This is a genomic window from Kluyvera sp. CHPC 1.251, from assembly GCF_036759945.1.
In the GTDB taxonomy this organism is placed as follows: domain Bacteria; phylum Pseudomonadota; class Gammaproteobacteria; order Enterobacterales; family Enterobacteriaceae; genus Kluyvera; species Kluyvera sichuanensis.
Genome location: NZ_JAPKIC010000001.1, coordinates 97,676 through 123,994 on the forward strand (window position 1 = coordinate 97,676; position 26,319 = coordinate 123,994).

The window sequence follows — 26,319 nt, forward strand, 5'->3', positions numbered from 1 at the left end:
TATGCACGAGAATCAACAACCACAAACTGAGGCTTTTGAGCTGAGTGCGGCAGAGCGTGAAGCTATTGAGCACGAGAAGCACCACTACGAAGACCCGCGTGCGGCGTCCATCGAAGCGCTGAAGATCGTTCAGAAACAGCGTGGCTGGGTGCCGGACGGTGCGATTTACGCGATTGCCGAGGTTCTGGATATTCCGGCAAGCGACGTAGAAGGTGTGGCTACGTTCTACAGCCAGATTTTCCGCCAGCCGGTTGGCCGTCACGTGATTCGCTACTGCGACAGCGTGGTGTGTCACATCACCGGTTATCAGGGCATTCAGGCCGCGATTGAGAAGAAGCTCGACATCAAACCGGGTCAAACCACCTTTGATGGCCGCTTCACCCTGCTGCCGACCTGCTGCCTGGGCAACTGCGACAAGGGGCCGACCATGATGATTGATGAGGACACTCACAGCCATCTGACGCCGGAAGCCATTCCTGACCTGCTGGAGCAGTATAAATAATGAAAAATATTATTCTGACTCCCGAAACCCATCCGCTGACCTGGCGTCTTCGCGACGACAAGCAGCCGGTGTGGTTGGAAGAGTATCAGGCGAAAAACGGCTATGCCGGTGCGCGTAAAGCGCTCTCCGGGATGGCCCCGGACGAGATCGTCAACCAGGTAAAAGACGCTGGCCTGAAAGGGCGCGGCGGCGCGGGCTTTTCCACCGGTCTGAAGTGGAGCCTGATGCCGAAAGACGAATCCATGAACATCCGTTACCTGCTGTGTAACGCCGATGAAATGGAGCCGGGCACCTATAAAGACCGCCTGTTGATGGAACAGCTGCCGCACCTGCTGGTGGAAGGCATGCTGATCTCCGCGTTCGCCCTGAAGGCGTACCGCGGCTACATCTTCCTGCGTGGTGAATACATTGAAGCCGCGCAGCACCTGCGTCGTGCCATTGCGGAAGCCACCGAAGCGGGCCTGCTCGGGAAAAACATTCTCGGCACCGGTTTTGACTTCGAGCTGTTCGTGCACACCGGGGCAGGGCGCTACATCTGCGGTGAAGAAACCGCGCTGATTAACTCCCTTGAAGGCCGTCGTGCTAACCCACGTTCTAAGCCGCCGTTCCCGGCGAGCTCTGGCGTATGGGGTAAACCGACCTGCGTCAACAACGTGGAAACCCTCTGCAACGTTCCGGCGATTCTGGCCAACGGCGTTGAGTGGTACCAGAACATCTCTACCAGTAAAGATGCCGGCACCAAGCTGATGGGCTTCTCCGGGCGTGTGAAAAACCCAGGCGTCTGGGAACTGCCGTTTGGCACCACCGCGCGCGAAATCCTTGAAGACTACGCTGGCGGTATGCGTGATGGCCTGAAGTTTAAGGCCTGGCAGCCGGGCGGCGCCGGGACTGACTTCCTGACCGAATCACACCTTGACCTGCCGATGGAGTTTGAAAGCATCGGTAAAGCGGGTAGCCGTCTGGGTACGGCGCTGGCGATGGCCGTCGACCACGAGATCGGCATGGTACCGCTGGTGCGTAACCTGGAAGAGTTCTTCGCCCGTGAGTCCTGCGGCTGGTGTACGCCATGCCGCGACGGCTTGCCGTGGAGCGTCAAAATTCTGCGCGCCCTTGAGCGCGGTGAAGGCCAGCCTGGCGACATCGAGACACTTGAGCAACTGTGTCGATTCTTAGGGCCTGGTAAAACCTTCTGCGCGCATGCGCCTGGTGCGGTTGAGCCGCTGCAGAGCGCCATTAAATATTTCCGCGAAGAATTCGAAGCAGGCATCAAGCAGCAGTTCAGCAACACCCATGCAATCAACGGGATTCAGCCGAACCTGCTAAAGACGCGCTGGTGAGTTAACGATTTTTTAATTTGGAAGCACGCTAATGGCTACGATTCATGTAGACGGCAAAGAGTACGAGGTCAACGGAGCGGACAACCTGCTACAGGCATGTCTCTCTATGGGCCTTGATATTCCATACTTTTGCTGGCACCCGGCGCTTGGGAGCGTCGGTGCTTGCCGCCAGTGTGCGGTGAAGCAATATCAGAACGCGGAAGACACGCGTGGCCGCCTGGTGATGTCCTGTATGACACCGGCATCTGACGGCACCTTTATTTCTATCGACGACGCAGAAGCGAAGCAGTTCCGCGAGAGCGTGGTGGAGTGGTTGATGACGAACCACCCGCACGACTGTCCGGTCTGTGAAGAGGGCGGTAACTGCCACCTTCAGGATATGACCGTAATGACCGGTCATAGCTTCCGTCGCTATCGCTTTACCAAGCGTACCCACCGTAACCAGGACCTGGGGCCGTTCATCTCTCACGAAATGAACCGCTGCATCGCCTGCTACCGCTGCGTGCGTTACTACAAAGACTACGCTGACGGCACCGATCTCGGTGTGTACGGCGCGCACGACAACGTCTACTTCGGCCGTCCTGAAGACGGTACCCTGGAAAGCGAATTCTCCGGTAACCTGGTTGAAATTTGCCCGACCGGCGTATTTACCGATAAGACGCACTCCGAGCGCTACAACCGTAAGTGGGACATGCAGTTTGCACCAAGCATCTGCCAGCAGTGCTCCATCGGCTGTAACACCAGCCCGGGTGAGCGCTACGGCGAACTGCGTCGTATCGAAAACCGTTACAACGGTACTGTGAACCACTACTTCCTCTGCGACCGCGGTCGTTTCGGCTATGGCTATGTGAACCTGAAAGACCGTCCACGTCAGCCGGTTCAGCGTCGTGGCGATGACCTCATCACCCTCAACGCCGAGCAGGCGATGCAGGGCGCGGCGGATATTCTGCGTCAGTCGAAGAAAGTGATTGGTATCGGTTCTCCGCGTGCGAGCGTGGAAAGCAACTTCGCGCTGCGTGAACTGGTGGGTGCGGATAACTTCTACACCGGCATCGCCAAAGGCGAGCAGGAACGTCTGCAGCTGGCACTGAAAGTGCTGCGTGAAGGCGGCATTCATACTCCTGCGCTGCGCGATATCGAATCTTACGATGCAGTACTGGTGCTGGGCGAAGACATTACCCAGACCGGCGCTCGCGTCGCGCTGGCGGTTCGCCAGGCGGTGAAAGGTAAAGCGCGAGAAATGGCAGCGGCCCAGAAAGTGGCTGACTGGCAGATTGCGGCAATCCTGAACATCGGCCAGCGTGCAAAACATCCGCTGTTTGTCACTAACGTTGACGACACCCGTCTGGACGATATCGCCGCGTGGACCTACCGCGCACCGGTAGAAGACCAGGCGCGTTTAGGCTTCGCCATTGCCCATGCGCTGGACAACAACGCACCGGCCGTTGACGATATCGGCAGTGACCTGCAGGGCAAGATCGACGTGATCGTTCAGGCGCTGGCCGGGGCGAAAAAACCACTGATTGTCTCCGGCACCAACGCCGGTAGCGCTGAAGTGATTCAGGCCGCCGCGAACGTGGCGAAAGCGCTGAAAGCACGCGGTTCTGACGTTGGCGTGACGATGATTGCCCGTGCGGTGAACAGCGTTGGCCTCGGCATGATTGGCGGTGGCTCTCTGGATGACGCCCTGAATGAGCTGGAAAGCGGCGCTGCCGATGCGGTTATCGTGCTGGAAAACGACCTGCATCGTCATGCGGCTGCCAGCCGTGTGAACGCGGCGCTGGATAAAGCCCCGCTGGTGATGGTCATTGACCATCAGCGCACGGCGATTATGGACCATGCGCACCTGGTGCTCTCGGCGGCAAGCTTTGCGGAAAGCGACGGTACGGTCATCAACAACGAAGGCCGCGCACAGCGCTTCTTCCAGGTATATGACCCAAGCTACTACGACAGCAAAACCATCATGCTGGAAAGCTGGCGCTGGCTGCACTCGCTGCACAGCACCCTGGAAAACCGTCAGGTTGACTGGACTCAGCTGGACCACGTGATTGACGCTGCCGTCGCGGCGCTGCCGCAGCTGGCGGGCATTAAAGATGCTGCGCCGGATGCGACCTTCCGCATTCGCGGTCAGAAGCTGGCGCGTGAACCGCACCGCTACAGTGGTCGTACGGCCATGCGCGCGAACATCAGCGTGCACGAACCGCGTCAGCCGCAGGATAAAGACACCATGTTCGCCTTCTCGATGGAAGGGAACAACCAGCCGGGCGCGCCGCGCTCGCAGATCCCATTCGCATGGGCTCCAGGCTGGAACTCCCCGCAGGCATGGAACAAGTTCCAGGCGGAAGTGGGCGGCAAACTGCGTCACGGTGACCCGGGCGTACGTCTGATTGAAGCGTCTGCCAACGGTCTGGATTACTTCACCACCGTACCGGCAGGCTTCCAGGCTGAAGCCGGGAAATGGCGCGTGGCCCCGTACTACCATCTGTTTGGTAGCGACGAGATGTCACAGCGCGCACCGGTGTTCCAGAGCCGCATGCCGCAGCCTTACCTCAAGCTTAACCCGGCAGATGCCGCGGCGCTTGGCGTAAACGAAGGCGCGAAGATGGCGTTCAGCTTTGATGGTCAGACGGTCACGCTGCCGCTGGTTATTTCCAGCGGGCTGGTGGCAGGGCAGGTTGGTTTGCCGATGGGCATGCCAGGCATTGCTCCAACGCTTGCGGGCGCACGTCTTGAGAATCTGCAGGAGGCACAGCAATGAGTTGGTTAACGCCGGATCTGATTGAGATCCTCCTTAGCATCATCAAGGCCGTGGTCATCCTGCTGGTGGTCGTCACCTGCGGGGCGTTCATGAGCTTCGGTGAACGTCGCCTTCTGGGCCTGTTCCAGAACCGCTACGGGCCAAACCGCGTGGGCTGGGGCGGTTCGCTCCAGCTCGTTGCCGACATGATCAAAATGTTCTTTAAAGAGGACTGGGTTCCGAAGTTTACGGACCGCATGATCTTTACGCTGGCACCGGTTATCGCCTTCACCTCGCTGCTGCTGGCCTTCGCCATTGTGCCGGTCAGCCCAAGCTGGGTGGTCGCAGACCTCAACATCGGGATCCTGTTCTTCCTGATGATGGCGGGTCTCGCGGTCTACGCGGTGCTGTTCGCCGGTTGGTCGAGCAACAACAAATACTCGCTGCTGGGTGCGATGCGTGCGTCTGCGCAGACCCTGAGCTACGAAGTGTTCCTGGGTCTGTCTCTGATGGGCGTGGTGGCGCAGGCCGGTTCATTCAACATGACCGACATCGTCAATAACCAGGCTCACCTGTGGAACGTCATTCCTCAGTTCTTCGGCTTCATTACCTTTGCGATTGCGGGCGTGGCGGTATGTCACCGTCACCCGTTTGACCAACCGGAAGCGGAGCAGGAACTGGCCGATGGTTACCACATCGAATATTCCGGCATGAAGTTCGGTCTGTTCTTCGTGGGTGAATACATCGGTATCGTCACCGTGTCAGCGCTGATCGTGACGCTGTTCTTCGGTGGCTGGCAAGGCCCGTTCTTACCGCCATTCATCTGGTTCGCGCTGAAAACCGCGTTCTTCATGATGATGTTCATTTTGATTCGTGCGTCGTTACCGCGTCCTCGTTATGACCAGGTAATGTCCTTCGGCTGGAAAGTGTGCCTGCCGCTGACGCTCATCAACTTGCTGGTAACGGCGGCTGTCATTCTCTGGCAGCAGCCATAAGGGGCTATAGACCATGACCTTAAAAGAATTACTCGTAGGCTTCGGCACCCAGGTACGCAGTATCTGGATGATCGGCCTGCATGCGTTCGCCAAACGCGAAACGCAGATGTACCCGGAAGAGCCGGTCTACCTGCCGCCGCGCTATCGTGGCCGTATCGTGCTAACGCGCGATCCGGACGGCGAAGAGCGCTGCGTTGCCTGTAACCTGTGCGCGGTAGCCTGCCCGGTTGGCTGTATCTCTCTGCAAAAAGCAGAGACCAAAGACGGCCGCTGGTATCCGGAGTTTTTCCGCATTAACTTCTCACGCTGCATTTTCTGCGGCCTGTGTGAAGAAGCGTGCCCGACTACGGCGATTCAGTTGACCCCGGATTTCGAACTGGGCGAATACAAACGTCAGGATCTGGTGTACGAAAAAGAGGATCTGCTGATTTCCGGTCCGGGCAAATACCCGGAATATAACTTCTACCGGATGGCGGGTATGGCAATCGACGGCAAAGATAAGGGCGAAGCAGAGAACGAAGCTAAGCCTATCGACGTCAAGAGCCTGTTACCGTAAGGAGAGGGGCAATGGAATTCGCTTTTTATATCTGTGGCCTGATTGCTGTCCTCGCGACCCTGCGAGTGATTACGCACACTAACCCGGTACACGCGCTGCTGTATCTGATCGTCTCGCTGCTGGCTATTGCCGGGGTGTTCTTCTCGCTGGGCGCTTACTTCGCCGGTGCGCTGGAGATCATCGTCTATGCGGGCGCCATCATGGTGCTGTTCGTCTTCGTGGTGATGATGCTGAACCTGGGCGGCGCTGAAATCGCCCAGGAACGTCAGTGGCTGAAGCCGCAAATCTGGATTGGCCCGGCGGTACTGTCCGCCGTGCTGCTGGCAGTGATGGTGTACGCCATCATGGGCCTGAACGACCAGGGTATTGACGGTAACGCTATCAGCGCCAAAGAAGTCGGTATTGCCCTGTTCGGGCCGTACGTACTGGCGGTTGAACTGGCATCGATGCTGCTGCTGGCAGGCCTGGTTGTGGCCTTCCATATCGGTCGTGAAGACCGCATGGGCGAAGTGCTGAGCAACCGCGCTGGCGATAGCGCGAAAAGGAAAACGGAGGAACACGCATGATTCCTTTACAACATGGGCTGATCCTCGCGGCGATTTTATTCGTGCTGGGTTTAACCGGTCTGGTTATCCGCCGCAACCTGCTGTTTATGCTGATTGGGCTGGAAATTATGATTAACGCCGCCGCGCTGGCCTTCGTGGTCGCCGGCAGCTACTGGGGCCAGACCGACGGTCAGGTGATGTATATCCTCGCCATTACCCTCGCGGCTGCGGAAGCGAGTATTGGCCTGGCGCTGTTGCTGCAGCTCCATCGTCGCCGCCAGAACCTGAACATCGATTCAGTAAGTGAGTTGCGCGGATGAACATGCTTGCCTTAACCATTATTCTGCCATTCATTGGCTTCGTTCTGCTGGCCTTCTCCCGCGGACGCTGGTCGGAGAATCTCTCCGCCACCGTTGGCGTCGGGTCGATTGGCCTCGCGGCGCTGGTCACGGCGTTTGTCGGTATGGACTTCTTTGCCAACGGCAAGCAGGCTTTCAGCCTGCCGCTGTGGACGTGGATGTCCGTCGGCGACTTCAACATCGGTTTTAACCTGGTGCTGGATGGCCTGTCCCTGACCATGCTCTCCGTGGTCACCGGCGTCGGCTTCCTGATCCACATGTTCGCCTCCTGGTATATGCGTGGGGAAGAGGGCTACTCCCGCTTCTTCGCCTACACCAACCTGTTTATCGCGAGCATGGTGGTGCTGGTGCTGGCCGATAACCTGCTGCTGATGTATCTCGGCTGGGAAGGCGTGGGCCTGTGCTCCTATCTGCTGATCGGTTTCTACTACACCGATCCGAAGAACGGTGCGGCGGCCATGAAAGCCTTCGTGGTGACCCGTGTCGGTGACGTATTCCTGGCGTTCGCGCTGTTCATTCTCTACAACGAGCTGGGCACGCTGAACTTCCGTGAAATGGTTGAACTGGCACCGGCGCACTTCGCGGCGGGCAATAACATGCTGATGTGGGCAACCCTGATGCTGCTGGGCGGTGCGGTGGGTAAATCCGCGCAGCTGCCGTTGCAGACCTGGCTTGCGGACGCGATGGCTGGCCCAACTCCCGTTTCTGCGCTGATCCACGCGGCGACCATGGTGACCGCCGGTGTGTACCTGATTGCCCGTACCCACGGCCTGTTCCTGCTGACCCCGGAAGTGCTGCACCTGGTCGGTATTATTGGGGCGGTAACGCTGGTGCTGGCAGGCTTTGCCGCGCTGGTACAGACCGACATCAAACGTGTACTCGCTTACTCCACCATGAGCCAGATTGGCTACATGTTCCTGGCGCTTGGCGTACAGGCATGGGATGCGGCGATTTTCCATCTGATGACCCACGCGTTCTTCAAAGCGTTGCTGTTCCTGGCGTCCGGCTCGGTCATCCTTGCCTGCCATCACGAACAGAACATCTTCAAGATGGGTGGCCTGCGTAAGTCGATTCCGCTGGTGTATGCCTGCTTCCTGGTTGGTGGTGCCGCGCTCTCCGCGCTGCCGCTGATTACCGCTGGCTTCTTCAGTAAGGATGAAATCCTCGCCGGTGCGATGGCGAACGGTCATATCAACCTGATGGTGGCGGGCCTGGTCGGTGCATTCATGACCTCGCTCTACACCTTCCGTATGATCTTCATCGTCTTCCACGGCAAAGAGCAGATTCACGCCCACGCAGGGAAGGGGATTACTCACCACCTGCCGCTGATCGTGCTGATGGTGCTGTCGACCTTTATCGGCGCGCTGATTGTGCCACCGCTGCATGGCGTACTGCCGGCAACAACCGAACTGGAACACGGCCGCGTGCTGACGCTGGAAATCACCTCGGGCATCGTAGCGATTGCCGGTATCCTGATTGCCGCATGGCTGTGGCTGGGCAAACGCACGCTGGTGACCTCCATCGCCAACAGCGCGCCTGGCCGCCTGCTCGGAACCTGGTGGTATAACGCCTGGGGCTTTGACTGGCTGTACGACAAGGTGTTCGTGAAGCCGTTCCTTGGCATCGCCTGGCTGCTGAAGCGCGACCCGCTCAATGCCTTGATGAATATTCCGGCTATCCTCTCCCGCTTCGCAGGCAAAGGCCTGGTACTGAGCGAGAACGGGTATCTGCGCTGGTATGTTGCGTCAATGGGCATCGGTGCCGTGGTGGTGCTGGCGTTGTTGATGGTATTGCGTTAATTCGTTGGGGAGGAGTTTCCTCCCCATGAAAATGTCGTGCTGTTTTCCTGTTCTGGCGGGCTTGTCGCCTCCGGATAGATTAATAAGGAAATGAATTGCCATGTTATTACCCTGGCTAATACTGATTCCCTTTATCGGCGGTTTCCTCTGCTGGCAGACCGAACGCTTTGGCGTGAAGATGCCGCGCTGGATCGCGCTGATCACCATGGGACTGACGCTGGCGCTTGGCCTGCAGCTGTGGCTGCAGGGCGGCTACTCACTCACCCAATCCACCGGCCTGCCGCAGTGGCAGTCTGAGTTCATCCTGCCGTGGATCCCACGTTTTGGGATAACGGTTCACCTCGCTCTCGACGGCTTGTCGCTGCTGATGGTGGTGTTGACCGGTCTGCTGGGTGTGCTGGCGGTGCTCTGTTCCTGGAATGAAATCCAGAAATACCAGGGCTTCTTCCACCTCAACCTGATGTGGATCCTGGGCGGCGTTATCGGCGTGTTCCTGGCCATCGACATGTTCCTGTTCTTCTTCTTCTGGGAGATGATGCTGGTGCCGATGTACTTCCTGATCGCGCTGTGGGGCCATAAAGCCTCCGATGGTAAAACGCGTATCACGGCGGCCACCAAGTTCTTCATCTATACCCAGGCGAGCGGTCTGGTGATGCTGATTGCCATCCTGGCGCTGGTGTTCGTGCACCACGATGCGACCGGCGTATGGACCTTCAACTATCAGGACCTGCTGAAGACGCCAATGTCCCACGGCGTGGAATACCTGCTGATGCTGGGCTTCTTCATCGCCTTCGCGGTGAAAATGCCGGTGGTTCCGCTGCACGGCTGGCTGCCAGACGCACACTCGCAGGCACCGACTGCGGGTTCCGTTGACCTTGCGGGTATCTTGCTGAAAACCGCGGCCTACGGTCTGCTGCGCTTCGCGCTGCCGCTGTTCCCGAACGCCTCTGCGGAGTTCGCGCCTATCGCCATGTGGCTGGGTGTGATTGGTATCTTCTACGGCGCATGGATGGCGTTCACACAGTACGACATCAAACGTCTGATTGCCTACACCTCCGTTTCCCACATGGGCTTCGTGCTGATTGCTATCTACACCGGCAGCCAGCTGGCTTACCAGGGCGCGGTTATCCAGATGATTGCGCACGGTCTGTCCGCAGCCGGCCTGTTCATTCTGTGTGGTCAGCTTTACGAACGTCTGCATACCCGCGACATGCGTCAGATGGGCGGTCTGTGGAGCAAAATTAAATGGCTGCCTGCGCTGTCACTGTTCTTCGCGGTCTGTACGCTGGGGATGCCGGGTACCGGTAACTTCGTCGGCGAATTCATGATTCTGTTCGGCAGCTACCATGTGGTTCCGACGATTACGGTGATTTCGACCTTTGGTCTGGTGTTCGCTTCCGTTTACTCGCTGGCGATGCTGCACCGTGCGTACTTTGGTAAAGCGAAGAGTGAAATCGCGGCAAAAGAACTGCCAGGGATGTCGCTGCGCGAGCTGTTTATCGTCCTGTTGCTGGTCGTGCTTCTGGTTCTGCTGGGCTTCTACCCGCAGCCGATTCTGGACACGTCACATTCTGCGATGAGTAACATCCAGCAGTGGTTTGTTAATTCTGTTTCAACTACAAGGCCGTAATTCGCCATGACAATAACTCCACAACAACTGATCGCGCTATTACCGCTGCTGATCGTCGGCTTGACGGTGGTGGTTGTGATGCTCTCCATTGCGTGGCGACGCAATCACTTCCTTAATGCCACGCTGTCAGTGCTTGGGCTTAACGCCGCGCTGGTCTCGCTCTGGTTTGTTGGTCAGGCGGGGGCGATGGACGTCACGCCGCTGATGCGCGTTGATGCCTACGCCATGTTCTACACTGGCCTGGTGCTGCTGGCGAGCCTTGCGACCTGTACCTTTGCTTACCCGTGGCTTGAGGGCTATACCGACAACAAGGAAGAGTTCTACCTGCTGGTGCTGATTGCTGCCCTCGGCGGCATTCTGCTGGCGAACGCCAACCATCTGGCGGCGCTGTTCCTCGGTATTGAACTGATTTCCCTGCCGCTGTTTGGCCTGATTGGGTACGCGTTCCGCCAGAAACGTTCTCTGGAAGCGAGCATCAAGTACACCATTCTGTCCGCCGCCGCATCGTCGTTCCTGCTGTTCGGTATGGCACTGCTGTACGCGCAGTCCGGCAACCTGTCTTTCGTCGCGCTCGGTAAGAGCCTCGGCGATAACATGCTGCACGAACCGCTGCTGCTGGCAGGTCTGGGGATGATGATTGTTGGCCTCGGCTTCAAGCTCTCTCTGGTGCCGTTCCACCTGTGGACGCCGGACGTTTATCAGGGTGCCCCTGCGCCGGTATCAACCTTCCTGGCCACCGCCAGCAAGATTGCTATCTTTGGCGTGGTGATGCGTCTGTTCCTGTATGCGCCGGTAGGCGACAGCGAAGCGGTACGCGTGGTGCTGGGCCTGATCGCCTTCGCCTCCATCATCTTCGGTAACCTGATGGCGCTGAGCCAGACCAACATCAAGCGTCTGCTCGGTTACTCCTCCATCTCTCACCTCGGCTACCTGCTGGTGGCGCTGATTGCGCTGCATAGCGGCGAGATGTCGATGGAAACCGTTGGCGTGTACCTGGCAGGTTACCTGTTCAGCAGCCTTGGCGCGTTTGGCGTTGTCAGCCTGATGTCCAGCCCGTACCGTGGCCCGGATGCAGAATCTCTGTACGCCTACCGCGGTCTGTTCTGGCACCGTCCGATTCTGGCGGCGGTCATGACCGTGATGATGCTGTCTCTGGCCGGTATCCCAATGACTCTCGGCTTTATCGGCAAGTTCTACGTGCTGGCCGTCGGCGTCCAGGCACACCTGTGGTGGCTGGTTGGCGCGGTGGTTGTCGGTTCCGCGATTGGTCTCTACTACTACCTGCGTGTGGCGGTGAGCCTGTACCTGAGCGCGCCGGAAAAACCAAACCGCGATGCGCCGTCTAACTGGCAGTACAGCGCGGGCGGTATTGTGGTTCTGATCTCCGCACTGCTGGTACTGGTGCTGGGTATCTATCCACAGCCGCTGATTAGCATTGTGCGACTGGCGATGCCGATGATGTAATCCATCGTTAACGATGTGAAAAAACCCCGCGATGCGGGGTTTTTTATTGCCGGATGGCGGCGTAGACGCCTTATCCGATCTACAAGGGAGTGGTGCAGTTTGTAGGCCGGATAAGCGAAGCGCCATCCGGTAGCAGGGTATTTAGTCGCACCACACCGGTTCATTTTCACGAATGCTGCGGATGCTAGCGTGGATCTCTTCCGGCACGATACGCGTCAGGGAGAGCGGCGGCAGATTGTTCGGGTCGACGTAGGCGATATCCAGCGATTCATGGCTAATGGCAAGCGTACCGCCCAGGGTTTCGCAGAGAAAAATCAGCTTATAGACATGCCAGGGATAGGGTGGATGCCCATGCTGGTTGCGGTCCCAGACGCCGAGGAGTCGGCTTACCTTCACCTCAAGCCCGGTCTCTTCACGCACTTCACGCTCGACCGCTTGTGCAGGGCTATCGCCAATATCGGCCCAGCCGCCCGGTAGGCTCCAGCCTTTATCGTCGGACTCCTGCACCATCAGCAGCTTGCCTTCATGCAGAATGATGGCGCGGACGTCGGTTTTCGGCGTGGCGTAGCCGGTGTCCACCTTATGCAGGTTTTGCAGCGTGGCTTCCGGCAGGTCAAAGCGCGCGGTTAGCATCCGCTCGGCAATACCCATCAGCTCTTCATAACGCTCCCGGTCATAGGCGTCTTTGGTGTAGGTGAGTCCGGTCTGCGCCAGCGCTTGTAAACGTTGGGCAATGCGTGCAAGTTCATTATCGTTGAGTACTTCTGACATGCTTCCTCCCGTTGTGTTTTCCGGTAAAAATGCCGGAAAACGGTCTTTGTAGGATACCTGGCGCGGTCACGTGTCCGTTAGGGTGAATGAAAATGCCACCTGGTAAATCCGGCTAAACGCTTCTATAGTCGAGACTGTTTCCCCGCAACAGGACTCACTAATGCGATTTAACGGATTGACCAAAGGCTTCTTTATTTTCATTCTCGCGCTCGTGACCTGGGCATTTTTCGATGTACTGTCGCCGTATTTCTCCGCCATTCTGTGGGCCGCGATACTCACCGTCGTCTTTAACCCGGTGAAAAACAAACTGCGCAGCGCACTGGGCGATCGTAACGGATTGGCCTCGCTGCTGACTATCGGCATTATCTGTCTGATCGTTTTTATTCCATTGATGGTGATCCTCTCCTCGCTGGCGCTTGAGCTGAACGTGGTGTACACCAAGCTGCAGGAGAACAACACCCGTTTTCCGCAGGTGATAGCCAGCCTGTTCTCGCATCTGCCGCATTGGGCGCGCGGGTTCCTGATAGAACACAATCTCGATAACGTCGCGCAGATCCAGAAAAAACTCTCTGACGTCGCGCTGGCGGGTGGACAGTACCTTGCTGGCAGCGCCTTCCTGATTGGTAAAGGGACGTTTGGCTTTGCCATCAGCTTCGGCATCATGCTCTATCTGCTGTTCTTCCTGTTGAAAGACGGGCCGTTTCTGGTGCGCCAGATCCTCGACTCCTTACCGCTGACGGATATCGTTAAGCAACACCTGTTTGCCAAGTTTGTCGGCGTCACGCGGGCAACGGTCAAAGGCACCGCGGTGGTTGCGGTGGTACAGGGGACGCTCGGCGGCATTGCCTTTGCGATTGTCGGCATTGACGGCAGCGTGCTGTGGGGCGCGCTGATGGCGTTTCTCTCGCTGGTGCCTGCCGTAGGGTCGGCGATTATCTGGGTACCGGCAGCAATCTTCCTCTTCGCCACTCAACAGGTGTGGCAGGGGCTGTTTATCGTCGGCTTCTTCGTGATTATTGTCGGGCTGGTGGACAATATTCTGCGCCCGCTGCTGGTGGGCAAAGATACCAAAATGCCGGACTACCTGATTCTTATCACCACCATTGGCGGTATGGAAATTTACGGTATCAACGGCTTTGTGATTGGTCCGCTGATTGCCGCGCTGTTCCTCGCCTGCTGGAACCTCTTCTCCGGGCGTGACCACGCCGGGAATGTCGAGGGGCTGGATGAAGAGTTTATCGAAGAGGGCAAAAGCCCGCCCGAGGCATGACGATCACGAAATAGCAAAAGGCGGCCTGAGGTCGCCTTTTTATTGTCACGAGAAATCAGGCGTTTCCTATAATTTCAATCATGCTTCTTGTTTTTAGGTAGTAGAAGGAACCGACAGGTGAGAATTGCCACAATAACCAACTGGGCCTACGGCGCGACGGTATGTCTGACGATTGCCTCCGGTATCGTCATGTTGATGGCCTCCAGTGCGGATAACGCCGAACGGCAGGCGGTACAGCAGCGTCTGATGTTCGACCAACTGACGGACGAGGTCGACGGCGATGCCTGGTCACTCTCTGACCTGGCGCGCCTGTACGTAGTGAATAAAGACCCAGCGGTGTTGAGCGAATATCAGCAACGAGAAAAGCAGCAGGTTGAGATTGAACAGCGTCTGTCAAAGCTCAAAGACGCCGGAGCAACAGGGGAAGAGCTGGCGCTGCTGCATGAAGGGCTGGAGATTGTCGATGGGCTTCAGGATGAGCAGCAAACCGCGCTCGCCAACCTCGCACACGATCAGGCTCCGCTGGCCGTATCGCTGCTGTATGGCAAAGTCTACGAGCAGGAGCTTGACCGGGCGCAGGAGCGCATGGACCATTTCCGCCAGATGCTCGATAGCCGGGCGCTGCGTGCGGTTCAGGAAGCGACTCGCGACTCTCGTATGCTGCGCACGCTGTCGGAGGTGATGGTCGGGCTGACGGCACTGCTGTTTTTATTCGTCCTCGGTTTTATTTTAAAACGCCGCGTGCTGCGCCCGGTTGTGCGGCTGAGCGACGTGGTGCATCGCCTGGCCTCGCAGGACTATGCCGTGGAAACGCCGAGCTTTAACCAGATTGATGAAATTGGCGACATGGCGCAGGCGATCCGCATTTTCCGCGAGAACGGCCTGGTGCGGCAGCAGCTTGAACGGCAGCGCGATGCCGACTGGGCGATACGCGAACTGCTGGCGCGCATGACCCAGCGTCTGCAGGGCTGTGAGTGTTTTGATGATGTGGTTAACGTCGCCGAGCTTTTTGCCCCGAACATTGCGCCGGGCGTGGCAGGGCGACTCTATATCCTCGACCGCGACCCGTGGCAGATGCGCTGCGTGGCGTCCTGGTTATCACCGGAGGGCGAGCCAACGCCGTTCCATCCGGATGAGTGCTGGGCGGTGCGCCGCGGGCAGAGCCACCCACCGGTGCACGGTGAGCCGGATATCGGCTGCTACCATCTGCCGGAGTCATGCCTCGACCATACGCTGTGCGTCCCGCTGATTGCCCAGGGCGAGGCCATCGGCCTGCTCTCATTCCAGAACCTCAACGACCAGACCGCACCTTCCCGTGCCTATCTTGAACTGATGGCGGAAGCGCTTGGCCTGGCGTTAGCCAACCAGCGACTACGCGATGCGCTGCTGGAAAAAGCGCTTTACGACCCGCTGACTGGGCTGCGCAACCGCCACCATCTGGACGATATCCTGAATACGCAGATGAGCCGGGCGATTCGTAACGAAGAGCCGATGAGCTGTCTGATGATCGACATCGATCACTTCAAAAATATCAATGACCGCTTCGGTCATGAGGCGGGCGACGGCGTGATTAAAAGCGTCGCCTCCACTATTCAGCGCGTGGTGCAGGACCGGGGCTTAGCTTTCCGTTACGGTGGCGAAGAGTTTCTGGTGCTGCTGTACGACATGGACGATGAGGCCGCGAACCGCATCGCCAGTGAGATTTTCGACGGTGTGCGCGAACTGGTGCTGCGTTTTAGCGGTGCGGAGATTGGCCATGTGGATGTTTCTATCGGCGTGGCGAGCTACCCGCAGCACGCCCAGAGCGACAGTCTGCTGCGTGCGGCGGATGTGGCGCTGTATCGAGCGAAGGAGTTGGGACGTTCGCGAATTGTGAGCTTTGGGGCGCTGGCGGGGTAGGGCTGGCGTGTGGCTATATAATAAAATGAAGGTGGTATTTTTCAGGAATACCGCCTTATTTTTTATTATATTTTATTACTTAAGCTTGATTGTTGATAATAGAAATAAAATATCCCGGCGTTCACCTCACAGTAATTCAACCACAATGTTAATTATTTATATAATTAAAGTAACACGTCGTGAAAATTGGCTGTTTTTAGTTCTCATAGACGAGTATTTACATATCATGATATAATGCGGAGGAAAAACGTGCAGATTATTAATCTGGCGTTAACGTAAATAAATATTTGAGGGGACTCTTCCAGTGGGACGTAAATGGGCCAATATCGTTGCTAAAAAAACGGCTAAAGACGGTGCAACGTCAAACGTATATGCAAAGTTCGGTGTAGAAATCTATGCTGCTGCTAAACAAGGCGAGCCAGATCCAGAATCAAACTCCGCGTTAAAATTCGTTATTGAACGTGCGAAACAAGCACAGGTTCCAAAGCACGTTATTGATAAAGCCATTGATAAAGCCAAAGGCGGCGGAGACGAAACCTTCGTAGCAGGGCGTTATGAAGGCTTTGGGCCAAGCGGTTCTATGCTTATCGCTGAAACGCTGACCTCTAATGTTAACCGCACGATTGCTAATGTCCGTAACATTTTCAATAAAAAAGGCGGGAACATCGGCGCAACGGGTGCGGTCAGCTATATGTTTGACAACACCGGTGTGATTGTATTTAAGGGAACAGACCCTGATAGTATTTTTGAAATTCTGCTTGAAGCTGAAGTGGAAGTTCGTGATGTTACCGAAGAAGAAGGCAACATTATTGTTTATACTGAAGCCACAGATCTTCATAAAGGTATTGCCGCGCTGAAAGCGTCTGGCATTACTGAATTCGCGACCACAGAATTAGAAATGATTGCGCAATCAGAAATTGAACTGTCACCAGAAGATTTAGCAATCTTTGAAGGGCTTATTGATGCCCTCGAAGATGATGATGACGTTCAGAAAGTATATCATAACGTTGCCAACCTCTAATTATAGATTAAAGAAATCTGCCATTATGGCAGATTTTTAAATTTATAAAGGCGTTATAAATATATCCAGCCTGATATATTTATTGCCAAAGACAGCGCTAAAAGATAGCTCACAGCGGTTTAAATACCGCTGTAAATAGCACTAGATGAAAGATCTGCCCACCTCGTCGTTGCCATATCAGTAGCATCTACTTTCAAGGGCCAACCCGCGAAGATTTGAAGGGATAGGGCTACAGTTAATCTATCGTCCCTTTTCTAAGCCACTCACATCATGACCCTTTCTCTCGGTACTTACTTTCGCGCACGTCTGCGCTTACTGATGGCTATTCTGGCCGGGTTAATCTGTTTCTTCACTCTTCCTCCCGCGCTGGGTTATTTGCAGCGGCTGCTGATTAGCTGGAACGTGCTGGCGTGGCTGTATCTGTTCTTTATGTGGTTTCTGATGCTGCGTACCGATGTGCGGGACATTCCGCGTATTGCCAGAATGCAGGATGAGAGCGCGGGGCTGGTGCTGGGTATGGTGATCGTTGGCTGTCTGGTCAGCATCCTGGCGATTCTGGTTGAGCTGACATCGCTTAAACATCTTTCCGGCACGCCGCGGGTGCTGCATCTGCTGCTCACTGGCGCGACGCTGGCGGTATCCTGGGCCTTGCTTCCCACCTCATTTGCCATGCATTACGCTCACCACCATTACCTGCACCGTAGCGAAGAGATCACGCCGATGATCTTCCCGGAAAAACCGGGGGAACCGGGCTACTGGGATTTCCTTTATTACTCCTTCACCATCGCCGTCGCGTCACAAACCGCCGACGTGGCCACGGGGACTACCGATATGCGACAAATCACGCTGCTCCATTCGGTCATCTCTTTTGTATTCAATCTGGCGATTCTGGGCCTGTCGGTTAACGTCGGAGCGGGGCTACTGAGCTAAACGCAGCATAATTTCGGACAAACCATTCCTTAGCACCCTAAAGCCATACAAAAACTTAACAAAAATGTGACAATGACAATATACATATAACTTATTATCTTTTATAAATTAGCGGGTGTACTCTGCGCTTTACCTACAAATGAGAAAAGTATATGGAACAGACACCTGCTAAAAAAACTGAACATATTCAGTCTGATAACAAAGAACAATTCACAAGATCTATTGGCCTGGTCTCAAATTTCGCGTTGGGTTTTACCTATCGTTCACCGCTGACTGCCGTCTACTCGCTGTTTGCCCTGGCGGTGACGCTGGCGGGGCCGCCGGCGGTATGGTGGATTCTGATCGTCGCCTGCGGGCAGCTACTGGTGGCGCTGGTTTTTGGTGAAGTCTCTTCGCAATACCCGATTACCGGGGGGTTATACCCTTGGGCCAGACGCCTGTGGGGGAAAAAGTACGCCTGGATTGCCGCCTGGATCTACCTCTGGGCGCTGGTCGTGACCGTCACCTCCATTGCGGAATACACCGCGACCTTCGTTGAGTCACTGTTCAAGTACGGACAAACGCCGATGACGATGTTGATAACCTCAGCGGTACTGCTGCTGATGATGATGGCTATCAATATGTCGGGCACTAAAAACCTGGCGCGCGTCGCCCGTATTGGCTTCTGGTGCGAGATTGTCAGCGTGATTGCGTTGGGCATCTACTTACTGATTTTCCATCGCACCCAGCCGTTCTCGGTTATTTTCGATTCGATGGGCGTGATGGCGCATGATGGCAGCTACACCACCGCCTTTATGTCCGCCGCGCTGATGGGGCTGTTTATGTTCTTTGGCTTCGAAGCCTGCGGCAACGTGGCGGAAGAGGTGCAAAACCCAGGCAAGAAGATCCCGGTCGCCATGATTTTAAGTATCGTCTTCGGCGCTATCTCCGCCATTATTTCGGTACTGGGCTATCTGCTCTCCTCACCGAATCTGCTCAATATCGTGAACGGCAAGGTCGCGGATCCTATCCCGGCAATTTTGCATGAAGCACTGGGTGAAACCGGCGCGACGGTATTTATCGTGATCGCAATTATTGCCATGCTCTCCTGCATTCTCTCTCTGCAGGCGGCGTTAAGCCGACTGATCTTCTCTTTCTCCCGCGACAAAATGTTACCGGGCAGCGAGTGGATGTCTAAAATCTCCAAAAACAGCGTGCCGGACAACGCGATGATCGTCAGCTGCCTGCTGCCGGTGATTGTCTGCGTCTGCGTCTACTTCCAGCCTGATAACCTGGCGCGCATTACCGCGTTTGCGGTGATCGGCATTTATATCTCCTTCCAGATGGTGGTGCTGGCCGCCATGCGCCAACGCCTGAACGGCTGGAAACCGGCCGGTGAGTGGACTATCGGTGGCTGGGGTACGCTGGTTAACGGACTGGCGCTGGCCTATGGCATAGCGGCTATCTGGCTGCTGGCGCAGCCTGCGGAAGGGAGTACCTTCCTCGATCGCTGGACGGTGCTGATTGGGCTGGCGATTGTGCTGGGAACCGGTCTGCTCTATATGGCGATTGCGCGACCGTTTGGTCGCTCCAGCGCGCCGGAAAATGATGCCATCGCCTATGCGGATGAGCTGAAAGCAAGAGAAAGTTATTAATACTCAAGGGCCTGCGGGCCCTTAATTGTCACACTGATACAGAATGAAGTAATCGCTTTGATGCAGCACCGTTGCCGGGAGCGTGGTCAGCAGATTGCCTACCCGGAAACGGGGTTCAGTCGAAAAAATGATGCGTCTGTCGCGGTTCGTCAGCACCACTTTTGCGGGAGGGCGACAGGAAAGTAGCTCCTCTTCAATCTGGCCTACCAGCATATCGATAGCCGCCACGCCAAGAAATTGCCCATTGCTGTAAACCGGCACCGCAGAGGTGAGGGTGTACGCGGTATTACAGACGTAATCCACATAAGGGCCGTGAATACAGGCCTTACCCACCGACGGCGTGTGTTTAAACCACTCAAAGGTTCTGAAATCCAGCCGCTGCTGGGTAGCCTGATCCAGGTCGAGATTGACCTGCTGCATCCCGTTGGCCTTTTTAAACCACCACTCCAGCAACCAGTATTCGCTGGTGGTAGGGCTGCTCTCAATATGGCTGGCGAAACCGGCGCCAGAGCAGTAACGGTTATGCTGCAACGTGTGTTGGATATGCCCCTGAATGGTGGCCTTCACGGCAGGCTCTAATAACATCTCCGCCGACGCCTTTTGTCCGCTGGTGATACTTTCACGTATGCGGTCAGCCAGTGCGACGGTGGACGCCACTGTTGAGGCGGTAATATCCTCAATTTTATCTATCAGGGTGGTAAACGATATGGGACAGGTCATTTTGCGGTCAGCCTTCGCTCAGATTATATTTCATCTTTTGGTCAATCAGGTGGTAGATAAACGTATCAATAAGTCGGGTTGCAATCGCCATGGCGGCCAGTTCATCGTGGTTCGCCAGCGCCTCCGTTAACGTCTCATACAGGGCCACGACCTGCGGGAAAATCTCATCGGAACGATAAAGTACCGCCACCAATGAGGCCCACTCAGCCTGTAGCTGTAGCTCCTGGTTTGCCAGCCTGGCGGAATGCGAGCTGGCGGCAAGCGCCAGCAGGCAGCGCATATCAGACTGGGTCCTTTGCTCCGGCGTCCCGGCGTGTTTCAGCACGTCAACAAACCCTCGCAGCCGGTCAATATCCGCCGCGGTCACCCGGCGGGAAGCCAGCCTGGCGCTATGGCTGATAATGGCCGAATGCATCTCTCCTAAATCGGAAAGGTAATCCGTGCTGATGGTTTTGAACGGGTGCAGGCTGCTGTTTTTATCGCGCACGCTTTCGCACACGAAGCTGCCGCCCTTTCTGCCCCGCACGGTGTAGATCAATTCATTGGCCCGCAGCGTGTTAAGCGCCTCGCGGATCGTAATGTGCGAAACCCCCATCATTTTCGCCAGATCGGTCTCATTAGGTAGCTGTTCATGAGGTTCCAGCAGCCCGGTAATGATCGCATTGGAGAGGCGCTGAACTATCTGATCGGAGCGACTGGCCTGTCCAATAGGCGCAAAGATAACTGCATGAGTAATCATAAGCTTTTCTATTATTTATTCCCTGAAAGAGCACCCTTCTTAACATAAGCCTGCCGGGCAGGAAAGGAGAGAATCACGGCAGATAACCCCTGCTTTCGCGATTTCCTGGCCTCCTGGCACTGAGCCAACATAGCGTAATCCCGTCGGTGAGCAATCCCTCCTCGCTGAGATTTAGCTATTTTGTGATTCTAATGTAAGAAAATGGTTAAATTTGCGAAGCGTATCATATTGTTCGCTCAGCAAGTTTGAATCCTGACGGCAACAAATATATTACATAAGTTTCTTTATGTTTTAAATGTCAGGAGTTGGTCATGAACACGCTGAAGCATTTTATTAACGGACAGTTCGTCTCGTCGTCATCGGAAGAGGCGTTTGAGCTGGTGAGCCCGGTCGACGGCGAATGCTACGCCATGAGCCCGAACGGCGGCAAAGCGGAGGTCGATCAGGCTTACGCAGCGGCAAAAGCAGCTTTCGCGGTATGGAAAAAGTCGACCCCGGCGCAGCGTCAGAAGGCGCTGCTGAATCTTGCGGATGCGATTGAAAGCAACGCCGCGCGCCTGGCGGAAATTCAGAGCCAGGAGACCGGGCAGCTGCGGCACTTTATCGAGAAAGAGGAAATTGCCGCGTCCTGCGACGCCATTCGCTTTTTTGCCGGGGCCGCACGCTGCCTGGAAGGTAAAGCCAGCGGGGAGTACAGCGAAGGCTTTACCTCCACGATTCGCCGCGAGCCCCTAGGGATCGTGGGGCAGGTGACCCCCTGGAACTACCCCTTCATGATGGCGGTATGGAAAATTGCCCCGGCGCTGGCTGCAGGCAACACGGTGGTGCTGAAGCCTAGCGACACGACGCCTATCAGCACTCTGATGCTGGCAGAACTTGCCGCACCGTTCTTCCCGGCGGGAGCATTTAACGTGGTGCTGGGTAAGGCCGGCACCGGTTCGCTGGTGGTCTCAAACCCCACAGCCTCGCTGGTGTCAATTACCGGCTCCGTGCGTGCCGGTCTGCAGGTCGCCGCGTCGGCGGCAGCCAACCTGACCAAAGCGCATCTGGAACTGGGCGGTAAGGCGCCGGTGGTGGTATTTGCCGATGCTAATCTGGACAAAGCCGTGGATACCATCCTCACCGCCGGGTTCTTCAACGCCGGGCAGGACTGCACCGCCGCCACGCGTCTGCTGGTTGAGCAGTCGGTCTATGACACCTTCCTGCAAAAACTGCTCGAGAAAGGCAAAGCCATTCGTTTTGGGCTGCCGGACGACAAATCTGCGCTTTATGGCGCGCTGAACAGCAAAAATCAGCTGGAGCAGGTGCAAGGCTTTATTGAGCGCCTGCCGTCGCACGCCAGAATTGAGATGGGCGGCCATGCAGGTCCAGGGCCGGGCTTCTATTTCGAACCGACGCTGGTCTCCGGCCTGCATCAGCAGGATGAAGCCATCCAGCATGAAGTCTTCGGCCCGGTGATGACCATTCAATCGTTCAGCAGCGAAGAAGAAGCGCTGCATAAGGCCAATGACGTGGAGTATGGACTGGCGGCCAGCGTCTGGACCAGCAACCACGGCCGCGCCCAGCGTTTCAGCATTGAGCTGGATTTCGGCACCGTATGGGTCAACAACCACATCCCGCTGTGTGCCGAAATGCCTCACGGCGGCTTCAAAAAATCTGGCTATGGCAAAGATCTCTCCTCCTATTCACTCGACGAGTACACCAGAGTGAAACACATCATGTGCGATATCACTGAATAACAAGGATAAAAAATGAAAACCCTTAAAGTTGCCCTTTTTTCCGCCGTGCTGTTCTCCGGGCTGGCGCAGGCCCATAGCTCCTCTCTGGAAGTTGTAAAAGCCTATATGGCGGCATGGAATGCCCATGATGCCAGCAAGGCCGCGACCCTGCTGTCCAGCGACGTGGTTTATTACGACGCGGCGGCGGGTGAGCCGGTGAAGGGGCGGGATAACGCCGAAAAAGAGGTGATCGGTGCCTTTATTCACGCCGTTCCCGACCTGAAATGGACCATGACCGATAAGCCGGTTTACGACAAAGATACCGTTGCCTTCCGCTGGCAGTTTGTCGGTAAAAACAGCGGCGAGTGGGCAGGTAGCCCGGCTACTAACAATGCCATCAAATTTGAAGGCGTGAGCTATATCCGCGTGAAGGACGGAAAAATCACCTGGCAGGGGGATTATTACGATTCCAAAAAGCTGGATGAAGAGCTGAAACCTGAGAACAAATAATCGGCCACCCCCTTTGCAAAAAAGGGGGGACGTTTAACCTGGCATCCAGAACCGGGTGTCAGCCATAAAAGACAGGATTATCAATGGCAATCACCAGACGTGATTTTCTTAACGGTGTGGCAATTACCATCGCGGCCGGGCTGACGCCGCTGGAGTGGGCGCGGGCGGCAGGCAAAGAGAATGAGTTTATCCATGGGGAGGCTTATCCCCCTGCGCTCACCGGTCTGCGCGGCAACCACCCCGGTTCATTTGAGATGGCCCATGCCCTGGGCCGTGAGCATGAAAAGTTTGATTTCGGTACTCTGCCGTTTGAAGAAGAGTATGACCTGGTTATCGTCGGCGGCGGGATAAGCGGGCTGGCTGCGGCCTGCTTCTGGCGCGAGAAAATGGGGCCGGAAAGCAAAATCCTGATCCTCGATAACCACGACGATTTCGGCGGCCACGCCAAACGTAACGAATTTACCGTCGGCAATAAAACGCTCATCGGCTATGGCGGCAGCGAGGCGTTTCAGTCTCCCACCCACAACTTCAGCCCGGAAGTGAATGGCTTGATGCAGAAGCTGGGGGTGAGCATCACGCGGATGAAAGAGAGCTTTGACGTCAACTTCTACCCGGACCAGCAGCTCAGCCGCGGCGTCTTTTTTGATAAGAAAAACTTTGGCGAGACCAAAATCGTCAGCGGCGATCCGGGCCGGGCGGTAGCGGATGATATTCCGCCGGACAGGCTGAATGGCCGCAGCATGGAAGCGTTCATCAATGATTTTCCGCTGGTGGAAAGCGATAAAAAAGCGCTTCTCGACCTCTACGAACATCCACGGGACTATCTGCCGGGCATGAGTCAGGAAGAGAAAATCGCCTGGATGGATACCCACAGCTACAGCGAGTTTCTCAGCGATAAGGTGGGGCTCAGCAAGATGGCACGCCTCTACTTCCAGCAGCGCTCCAACGATTTCTTCGCCATCGGCATTGAGGGCATTTCCGCCACCGACGCCCGCGCCTGCGCGCTGCCGGGGATGGAAGCCCTTGGCCTGCCGCCGCTGGATGGCGAAACGCTGGCCGACCTCGAAGAACCGTATGTGTATCACTTCCCGGACGGCAACGCGGGTCTGGCGCGCCTGATGGTGCGCCACCTTCTGCCAGACGCGCTGCCGGGCAGCACCATGGAAGACTCGGTCACTTCCCGCCTCGATTACAGCAAGCTTGATCTGGCCAAAAACAGCACCCGCCTGCGGTTGAGCAGCATTGTGATCAACGCTGCCAACGAGCAGGACGGGGTGAGTGTCACCTACATCAACGACGGCAAGCTCCATCGCGTGCGGGGCCGCAACGCGGTGATGGCGGGTTACAACATGATGATCCCGTATCTGGTGCCCGAAATGCCTGAGGAGCAAAAGGCCGACATGCGGCTGAACGTCAAAGCGCCGCTGGTGTACACCAACGTGGCGGTGAAAAACTGGCAGGCGTTTAAAACCCTCGGCGTGCATGAGTTTTACTCACCGACGGCACCTTACAGCCGGGTAAAACTCGACTATCCGGTGAGCATGGGCGGGTACGAACACTCCCATGGCCCGGATGAGCCGATCGTGCTGCATATGGTCTTTGTCCCCACCTATCCAGGCAGCAATATGAGTGCGCGGGAGCAGTTCCGCAAAGGCCGAGCCTGGCTGCTTGGCACCTCTTTTGAGGCGCATGAAAAAATGATCCGCGACCAGCTCCAGGAGATGTTTGGCGCGGTCGGGTTCGACCATCAGCGGGATATCGCCGGGATCACCGTCAACCGCTGGGCTCATGGTTACGCCTACTATGCCTGCCCGCTGTTCGACGATATGGACAAAATCCCTGACATCATCTCCCGCGCGAGAAAACCCGTTGGCCGCATCACCATCGCCAACTCCGATTCAGACTGGAGCGCTTACGCCCACGCGGCGATCGACCAGGCCTGGCGTGCCGTCAACGAACTCAAGGATATGGGGTAAGCGATGCGTATCGTAACCATGTTATTCACCGGCCTGCTTTCTGTTGGGGCCTCTGCGGCACCGATGACGGGGGAGTATATCGCCCGCGTTGCCGATTGCATGGCCTGCCACACGGCGGAAGGCGGCTCCCCTCTGGCGGGGGGCAAGAAATTTCCGACTCCCGTCGGGGATATTTATTCCACCAATATCACCCCGGATAAAACCCACGGCATCGGTAACTACAGCTATGCCGACTTTGAAAAGGCCGTGCGCCAGGGGATTGCCAAAGACGGCCATCCGCTCTATCCGGCTATGCCATATCCCTCCTACGCCCGGATGAGCGATAGCGATATTCACGCCCTGTACGACTACTTTATGAAAGGCGTCACGCCCTCAGAGAAAGCCAATCAGGAGAGTGACATCCCCTGGCTGCTCTCCGCCCGCTGGCCGCTGCACGTCTGGAACTGGCTGTTCCTGGACCCGCCGACGGGGGATAAGCACCCGCTTTCGGATCCCGTGCTTCAGCGAGGCGCGTACCTGGTTGAAGGGGCTGGTCACTGCGGAGCGTGCCATACGCCGCGAGGCGTGGCGATGAATGAAAAATCCTACGGCCACCAGGATGACACGTTCCTGAGCGGCGCCATGATTGACGGCTGGTATGCGCCGTCGCTGCGTACGCTGTCGCTGCCGGAAAACGAGCTGACTTCGCTTATCGTCACCGGTAGGAGCAAGCATGCCGCTGTATCGGGCTCTATGGCGGAAGTGGTTAGCCAGAGTACTCAGTATCTGACGCCTGATGATGCCACGGCCATTGCCCGTTACCTGTTAAGCCTCAATGACAACAAGTCCACCGCGGCGCCTGCTAGCTACGTTGCCACCGCCGCATCTGCTTCTCCGGCGGCGGGGAAAACTCTGTATGGCCGCTACTGTTCCACCTGTCACGGCACCGAGGGGAAGGGCACCGATGACAACGTTCCTTCGCTGGTGAATAACCCTCTCGTCAGCGCCAAAGAGGCCACGCCGCTGCTGCGTGTGGTCACGCAAGGCGCGGAAACGCCGACGACCGTGGGCAACGTCTCGTTCAGAATGCCCGGCTATGAGGATGTGATGACCGACGAAGAGCTGCGCGATGTGGTGAATTACGTTCGGCAAAGCTGGGGCAACAGCGCGGGCGAGGTCACGGCCGATGATGTGGCGAAGGTGAAAGCATCTCACCCTTAACCTGGCA

At 56.5% G+C, this 26,319-nt stretch carries 22 protein-coding genes; 19 read left to right on the top strand and 3 right to left on the bottom strand.

Translation table 11 applies throughout. From position 1 onward, the window contains the following. Window position 1: 1 nt before the first annotated feature. The 10 genes from nuoE to nuoN all read left to right on the top strand — a co-directional run bounded on the left by nuoE (window position 2) and on the right by nuoN (window position 11,924). Entirely contained in the window at window positions 2–502 is a 501-nt protein-coding gene (gene nuoE, locus V6940_RS00480; RefSeq protein ID WP_035892483.1) for an NADH-quinone oxidoreductase subunit NuoE, read from the top strand. Next, window positions 502–1,839 carry an NADH-quinone oxidoreductase subunit NuoF gene (gene nuoF / locus V6940_RS00485; protein ID WP_115073851.1) on the top strand — a complete coding sequence of 446 codons (1,338 nt, stop codon included), beginning with the start codon at window positions 502–504 and terminating at the stop codon, window positions 1,837–1,839. The genes nuoE and nuoF overlap by 1 nt, the downstream gene beginning before the upstream one ends. A 31-nt stretch (window positions 1,840–1,870) precedes the next feature. Continuing rightward, a complete protein-coding gene (gene nuoG, locus V6940_RS00490) occupies window positions 1,871–4,597 on the top strand; it encodes an NADH-quinone oxidoreductase subunit NuoG (protein ID WP_333494426.1) in 2,727 nt (908 codons plus the stop codon). Then, on the top strand, window positions 4,594–5,571 hold the full coding sequence (gene nuoH / locus V6940_RS00495) for an NADH-quinone oxidoreductase subunit NuoH (RefSeq protein WP_185666812.1): 978 nt from the start codon (window positions 4,594–4,596) through the stop codon (window positions 5,569–5,571). The genes nuoG and nuoH overlap by 4 nt, the downstream gene beginning before the upstream one ends. A gap of 13 nt (window positions 5,572–5,584) precedes the next feature. Continuing rightward, a complete protein-coding gene (nuoI, locus tag V6940_RS00500) occupies window positions 5,585–6,127 on the top strand; it encodes an NADH-quinone oxidoreductase subunit NuoI (protein WP_000172742.1) in 543 nt (180 codons plus the stop codon). A gap of 11 nt (window positions 6,128–6,138) precedes the next feature. Beyond that, on the top strand, window positions 6,139–6,693 hold the full coding sequence (gene nuoJ / locus V6940_RS00505; RefSeq protein ID WP_185666813.1) for an NADH-quinone oxidoreductase subunit J: 555 nt from the start codon (window positions 6,139–6,141) through the stop codon (window positions 6,691–6,693). After that, window positions 6,690–6,992, top strand: coding sequence for an NADH-quinone oxidoreductase subunit NuoK (nuoK, locus tag V6940_RS00510; RefSeq protein ID WP_035892477.1), 303 nt, complete (start codon window positions 6,690–6,692; stop codon window positions 6,990–6,992). Before nuoJ ends, nuoK begins: the two co-directional genes overlap by 4 nt. Then, a complete protein-coding gene (nuoL, locus tag V6940_RS00515) occupies window positions 6,989–8,830 on the top strand; it encodes an NADH-quinone oxidoreductase subunit L (protein ID WP_333494427.1) in 1,842 nt (613 codons plus the stop codon). Before nuoK ends, nuoL begins: the two co-directional genes overlap by 4 nt. A gap of 100 nt (window positions 8,831–8,930) precedes the next feature. Further along, the gene (gene nuoM / locus V6940_RS00520; RefSeq protein WP_333494428.1) at window positions 8,931–10,460 is read left to right on the top strand and encodes an NADH-quinone oxidoreductase subunit M; all 1,530 of its coding nucleotides are present in this window, start codon (window positions 8,931–8,933) and stop codon (window positions 10,458–10,460) included. A gap of 6 nt (window positions 10,461–10,466) precedes the next feature. After that, window positions 10,467–11,924, top strand: coding sequence for an NADH-quinone oxidoreductase subunit NuoN (gene nuoN, locus V6940_RS00525; protein WP_185666816.1), 1,458 nt, complete (start codon window positions 10,467–10,469; stop codon window positions 11,922–11,924). 141 nt (window positions 11,925–12,065) lie between these two features. On the opposite strand, the gene V6940_RS00530 is transcribed toward nuoN, so the two are convergent. Beyond that, entirely contained in the window at window positions 12,066–12,695 is a 630-nt protein-coding gene (locus tag V6940_RS00530; RefSeq protein ID WP_333494429.1) for an NUDIX hydrolase, read from the bottom strand. Between the two features lie 160 nt (window positions 12,696–12,855). Here V6940_RS00530 and V6940_RS00535 point away from each other — a divergent pair, with 160 nt between their 5' ends. The 5 genes from V6940_RS00535 to V6940_RS00555 all read left to right on the top strand — a co-directional run bounded on the left by V6940_RS00535 (window position 12,856) and on the right by V6940_RS00555 (window position 19,449). Continuing rightward, on the top strand, window positions 12,856–13,965 hold the full coding sequence (locus tag V6940_RS00535; RefSeq protein ID WP_333494430.1) for an AI-2E family transporter: 1,110 nt from the start codon (window positions 12,856–12,858) through the stop codon (window positions 13,963–13,965). 117 nt (window positions 13,966–14,082) lie between these two features. After that, window positions 14,083–15,864 (top strand): diguanylate cyclase, encoded by a 1,782-nt coding sequence (locus tag V6940_RS00540; RefSeq protein WP_333494431.1) that lies wholly within the window; start codon window positions 14,083–14,085, stop codon window positions 15,862–15,864. A gap of 304 nt (window positions 15,865–16,168) precedes the next feature. After that, a complete protein-coding gene (locus V6940_RS00545) occupies window positions 16,169–16,885 on the top strand; it encodes a YebC/PmpR family DNA-binding transcriptional regulator (protein ID WP_333494432.1) in 717 nt (238 codons plus the stop codon). Window positions 16,886–17,155: 270 nt separating this feature from the next. Then, complete coding sequence (locus V6940_RS00550) at window positions 17,156–17,815, top strand: DUF1345 domain-containing protein (RefSeq protein WP_333494433.1); 660 nt, start codon at window positions 17,156–17,158, stop codon at window positions 17,813–17,815. Window positions 17,816–17,967: 152 nt separating this feature from the next. Next, entirely contained in the window at window positions 17,968–19,449 is a 1,482-nt protein-coding gene (locus V6940_RS00555) for an APC family permease (RefSeq protein WP_333494434.1), read from the top strand. Between the two features lie 21 nt (window positions 19,450–19,470). Here the strand turns inward: V6940_RS00555 and V6940_RS00560 are convergent, their stop codons facing one another. Together V6940_RS00560 and V6940_RS00565 are read right to left on the bottom strand one after the other, a co-directional pair. Continuing rightward, the gene (locus tag V6940_RS00560) at window positions 19,471–20,169 is read right to left on the bottom strand and encodes a cache domain-containing protein (protein ID WP_333494435.1); all 699 of its coding nucleotides are present in this window, start codon (window positions 20,167–20,169) and stop codon (window positions 19,471–19,473) included. 7 nt (window positions 20,170–20,176) lie between these two features. Further along, window positions 20,177–20,908, bottom strand: coding sequence for a FadR/GntR family transcriptional regulator (locus V6940_RS00565; protein WP_333494436.1), 732 nt, complete (start codon window positions 20,906–20,908; stop codon window positions 20,177–20,179). 311 nt (window positions 20,909–21,219) lie between these two features. Between V6940_RS00565 and V6940_RS00570 the strand changes: the two genes are divergently transcribed. The 4 genes from V6940_RS00570 to V6940_RS00585 all read left to right on the top strand — a co-directional run bounded on the left by V6940_RS00570 (window position 21,220) and on the right by V6940_RS00585 (window position 26,312). After that, window positions 21,220–22,647, top strand: coding sequence for a gamma-aminobutyraldehyde dehydrogenase (locus V6940_RS00570; protein ID WP_333494437.1), 1,428 nt, complete (start codon window positions 21,220–21,222; stop codon window positions 22,645–22,647). A 12-nt stretch (window positions 22,648–22,659) separates the two neighbouring features. After that, window positions 22,660–23,136: an ester cyclase gene (locus tag V6940_RS00575; protein WP_185666826.1), complete on the top strand. Its 477-nt coding sequence runs from the start codon at window positions 22,660–22,662 to the stop codon at window positions 23,134–23,136. 83 nt (window positions 23,137–23,219) lie between these two features. After that, complete coding sequence (locus tag V6940_RS00580) at window positions 23,220–25,112, top strand: NAD(P)-binding protein (protein ID WP_333494438.1); 1,893 nt, start codon at window positions 23,220–23,222, stop codon at window positions 25,110–25,112. A gap of 3 nt (window positions 25,113–25,115) precedes the next feature. After that, window positions 25,116–26,312, top strand: coding sequence for a c-type cytochrome (locus V6940_RS00585; protein ID WP_442910766.1), 1,197 nt, complete (start codon window positions 25,116–25,118; stop codon window positions 26,310–26,312). Window positions 26,313–26,319: the final 7 nt, after the last annotated feature.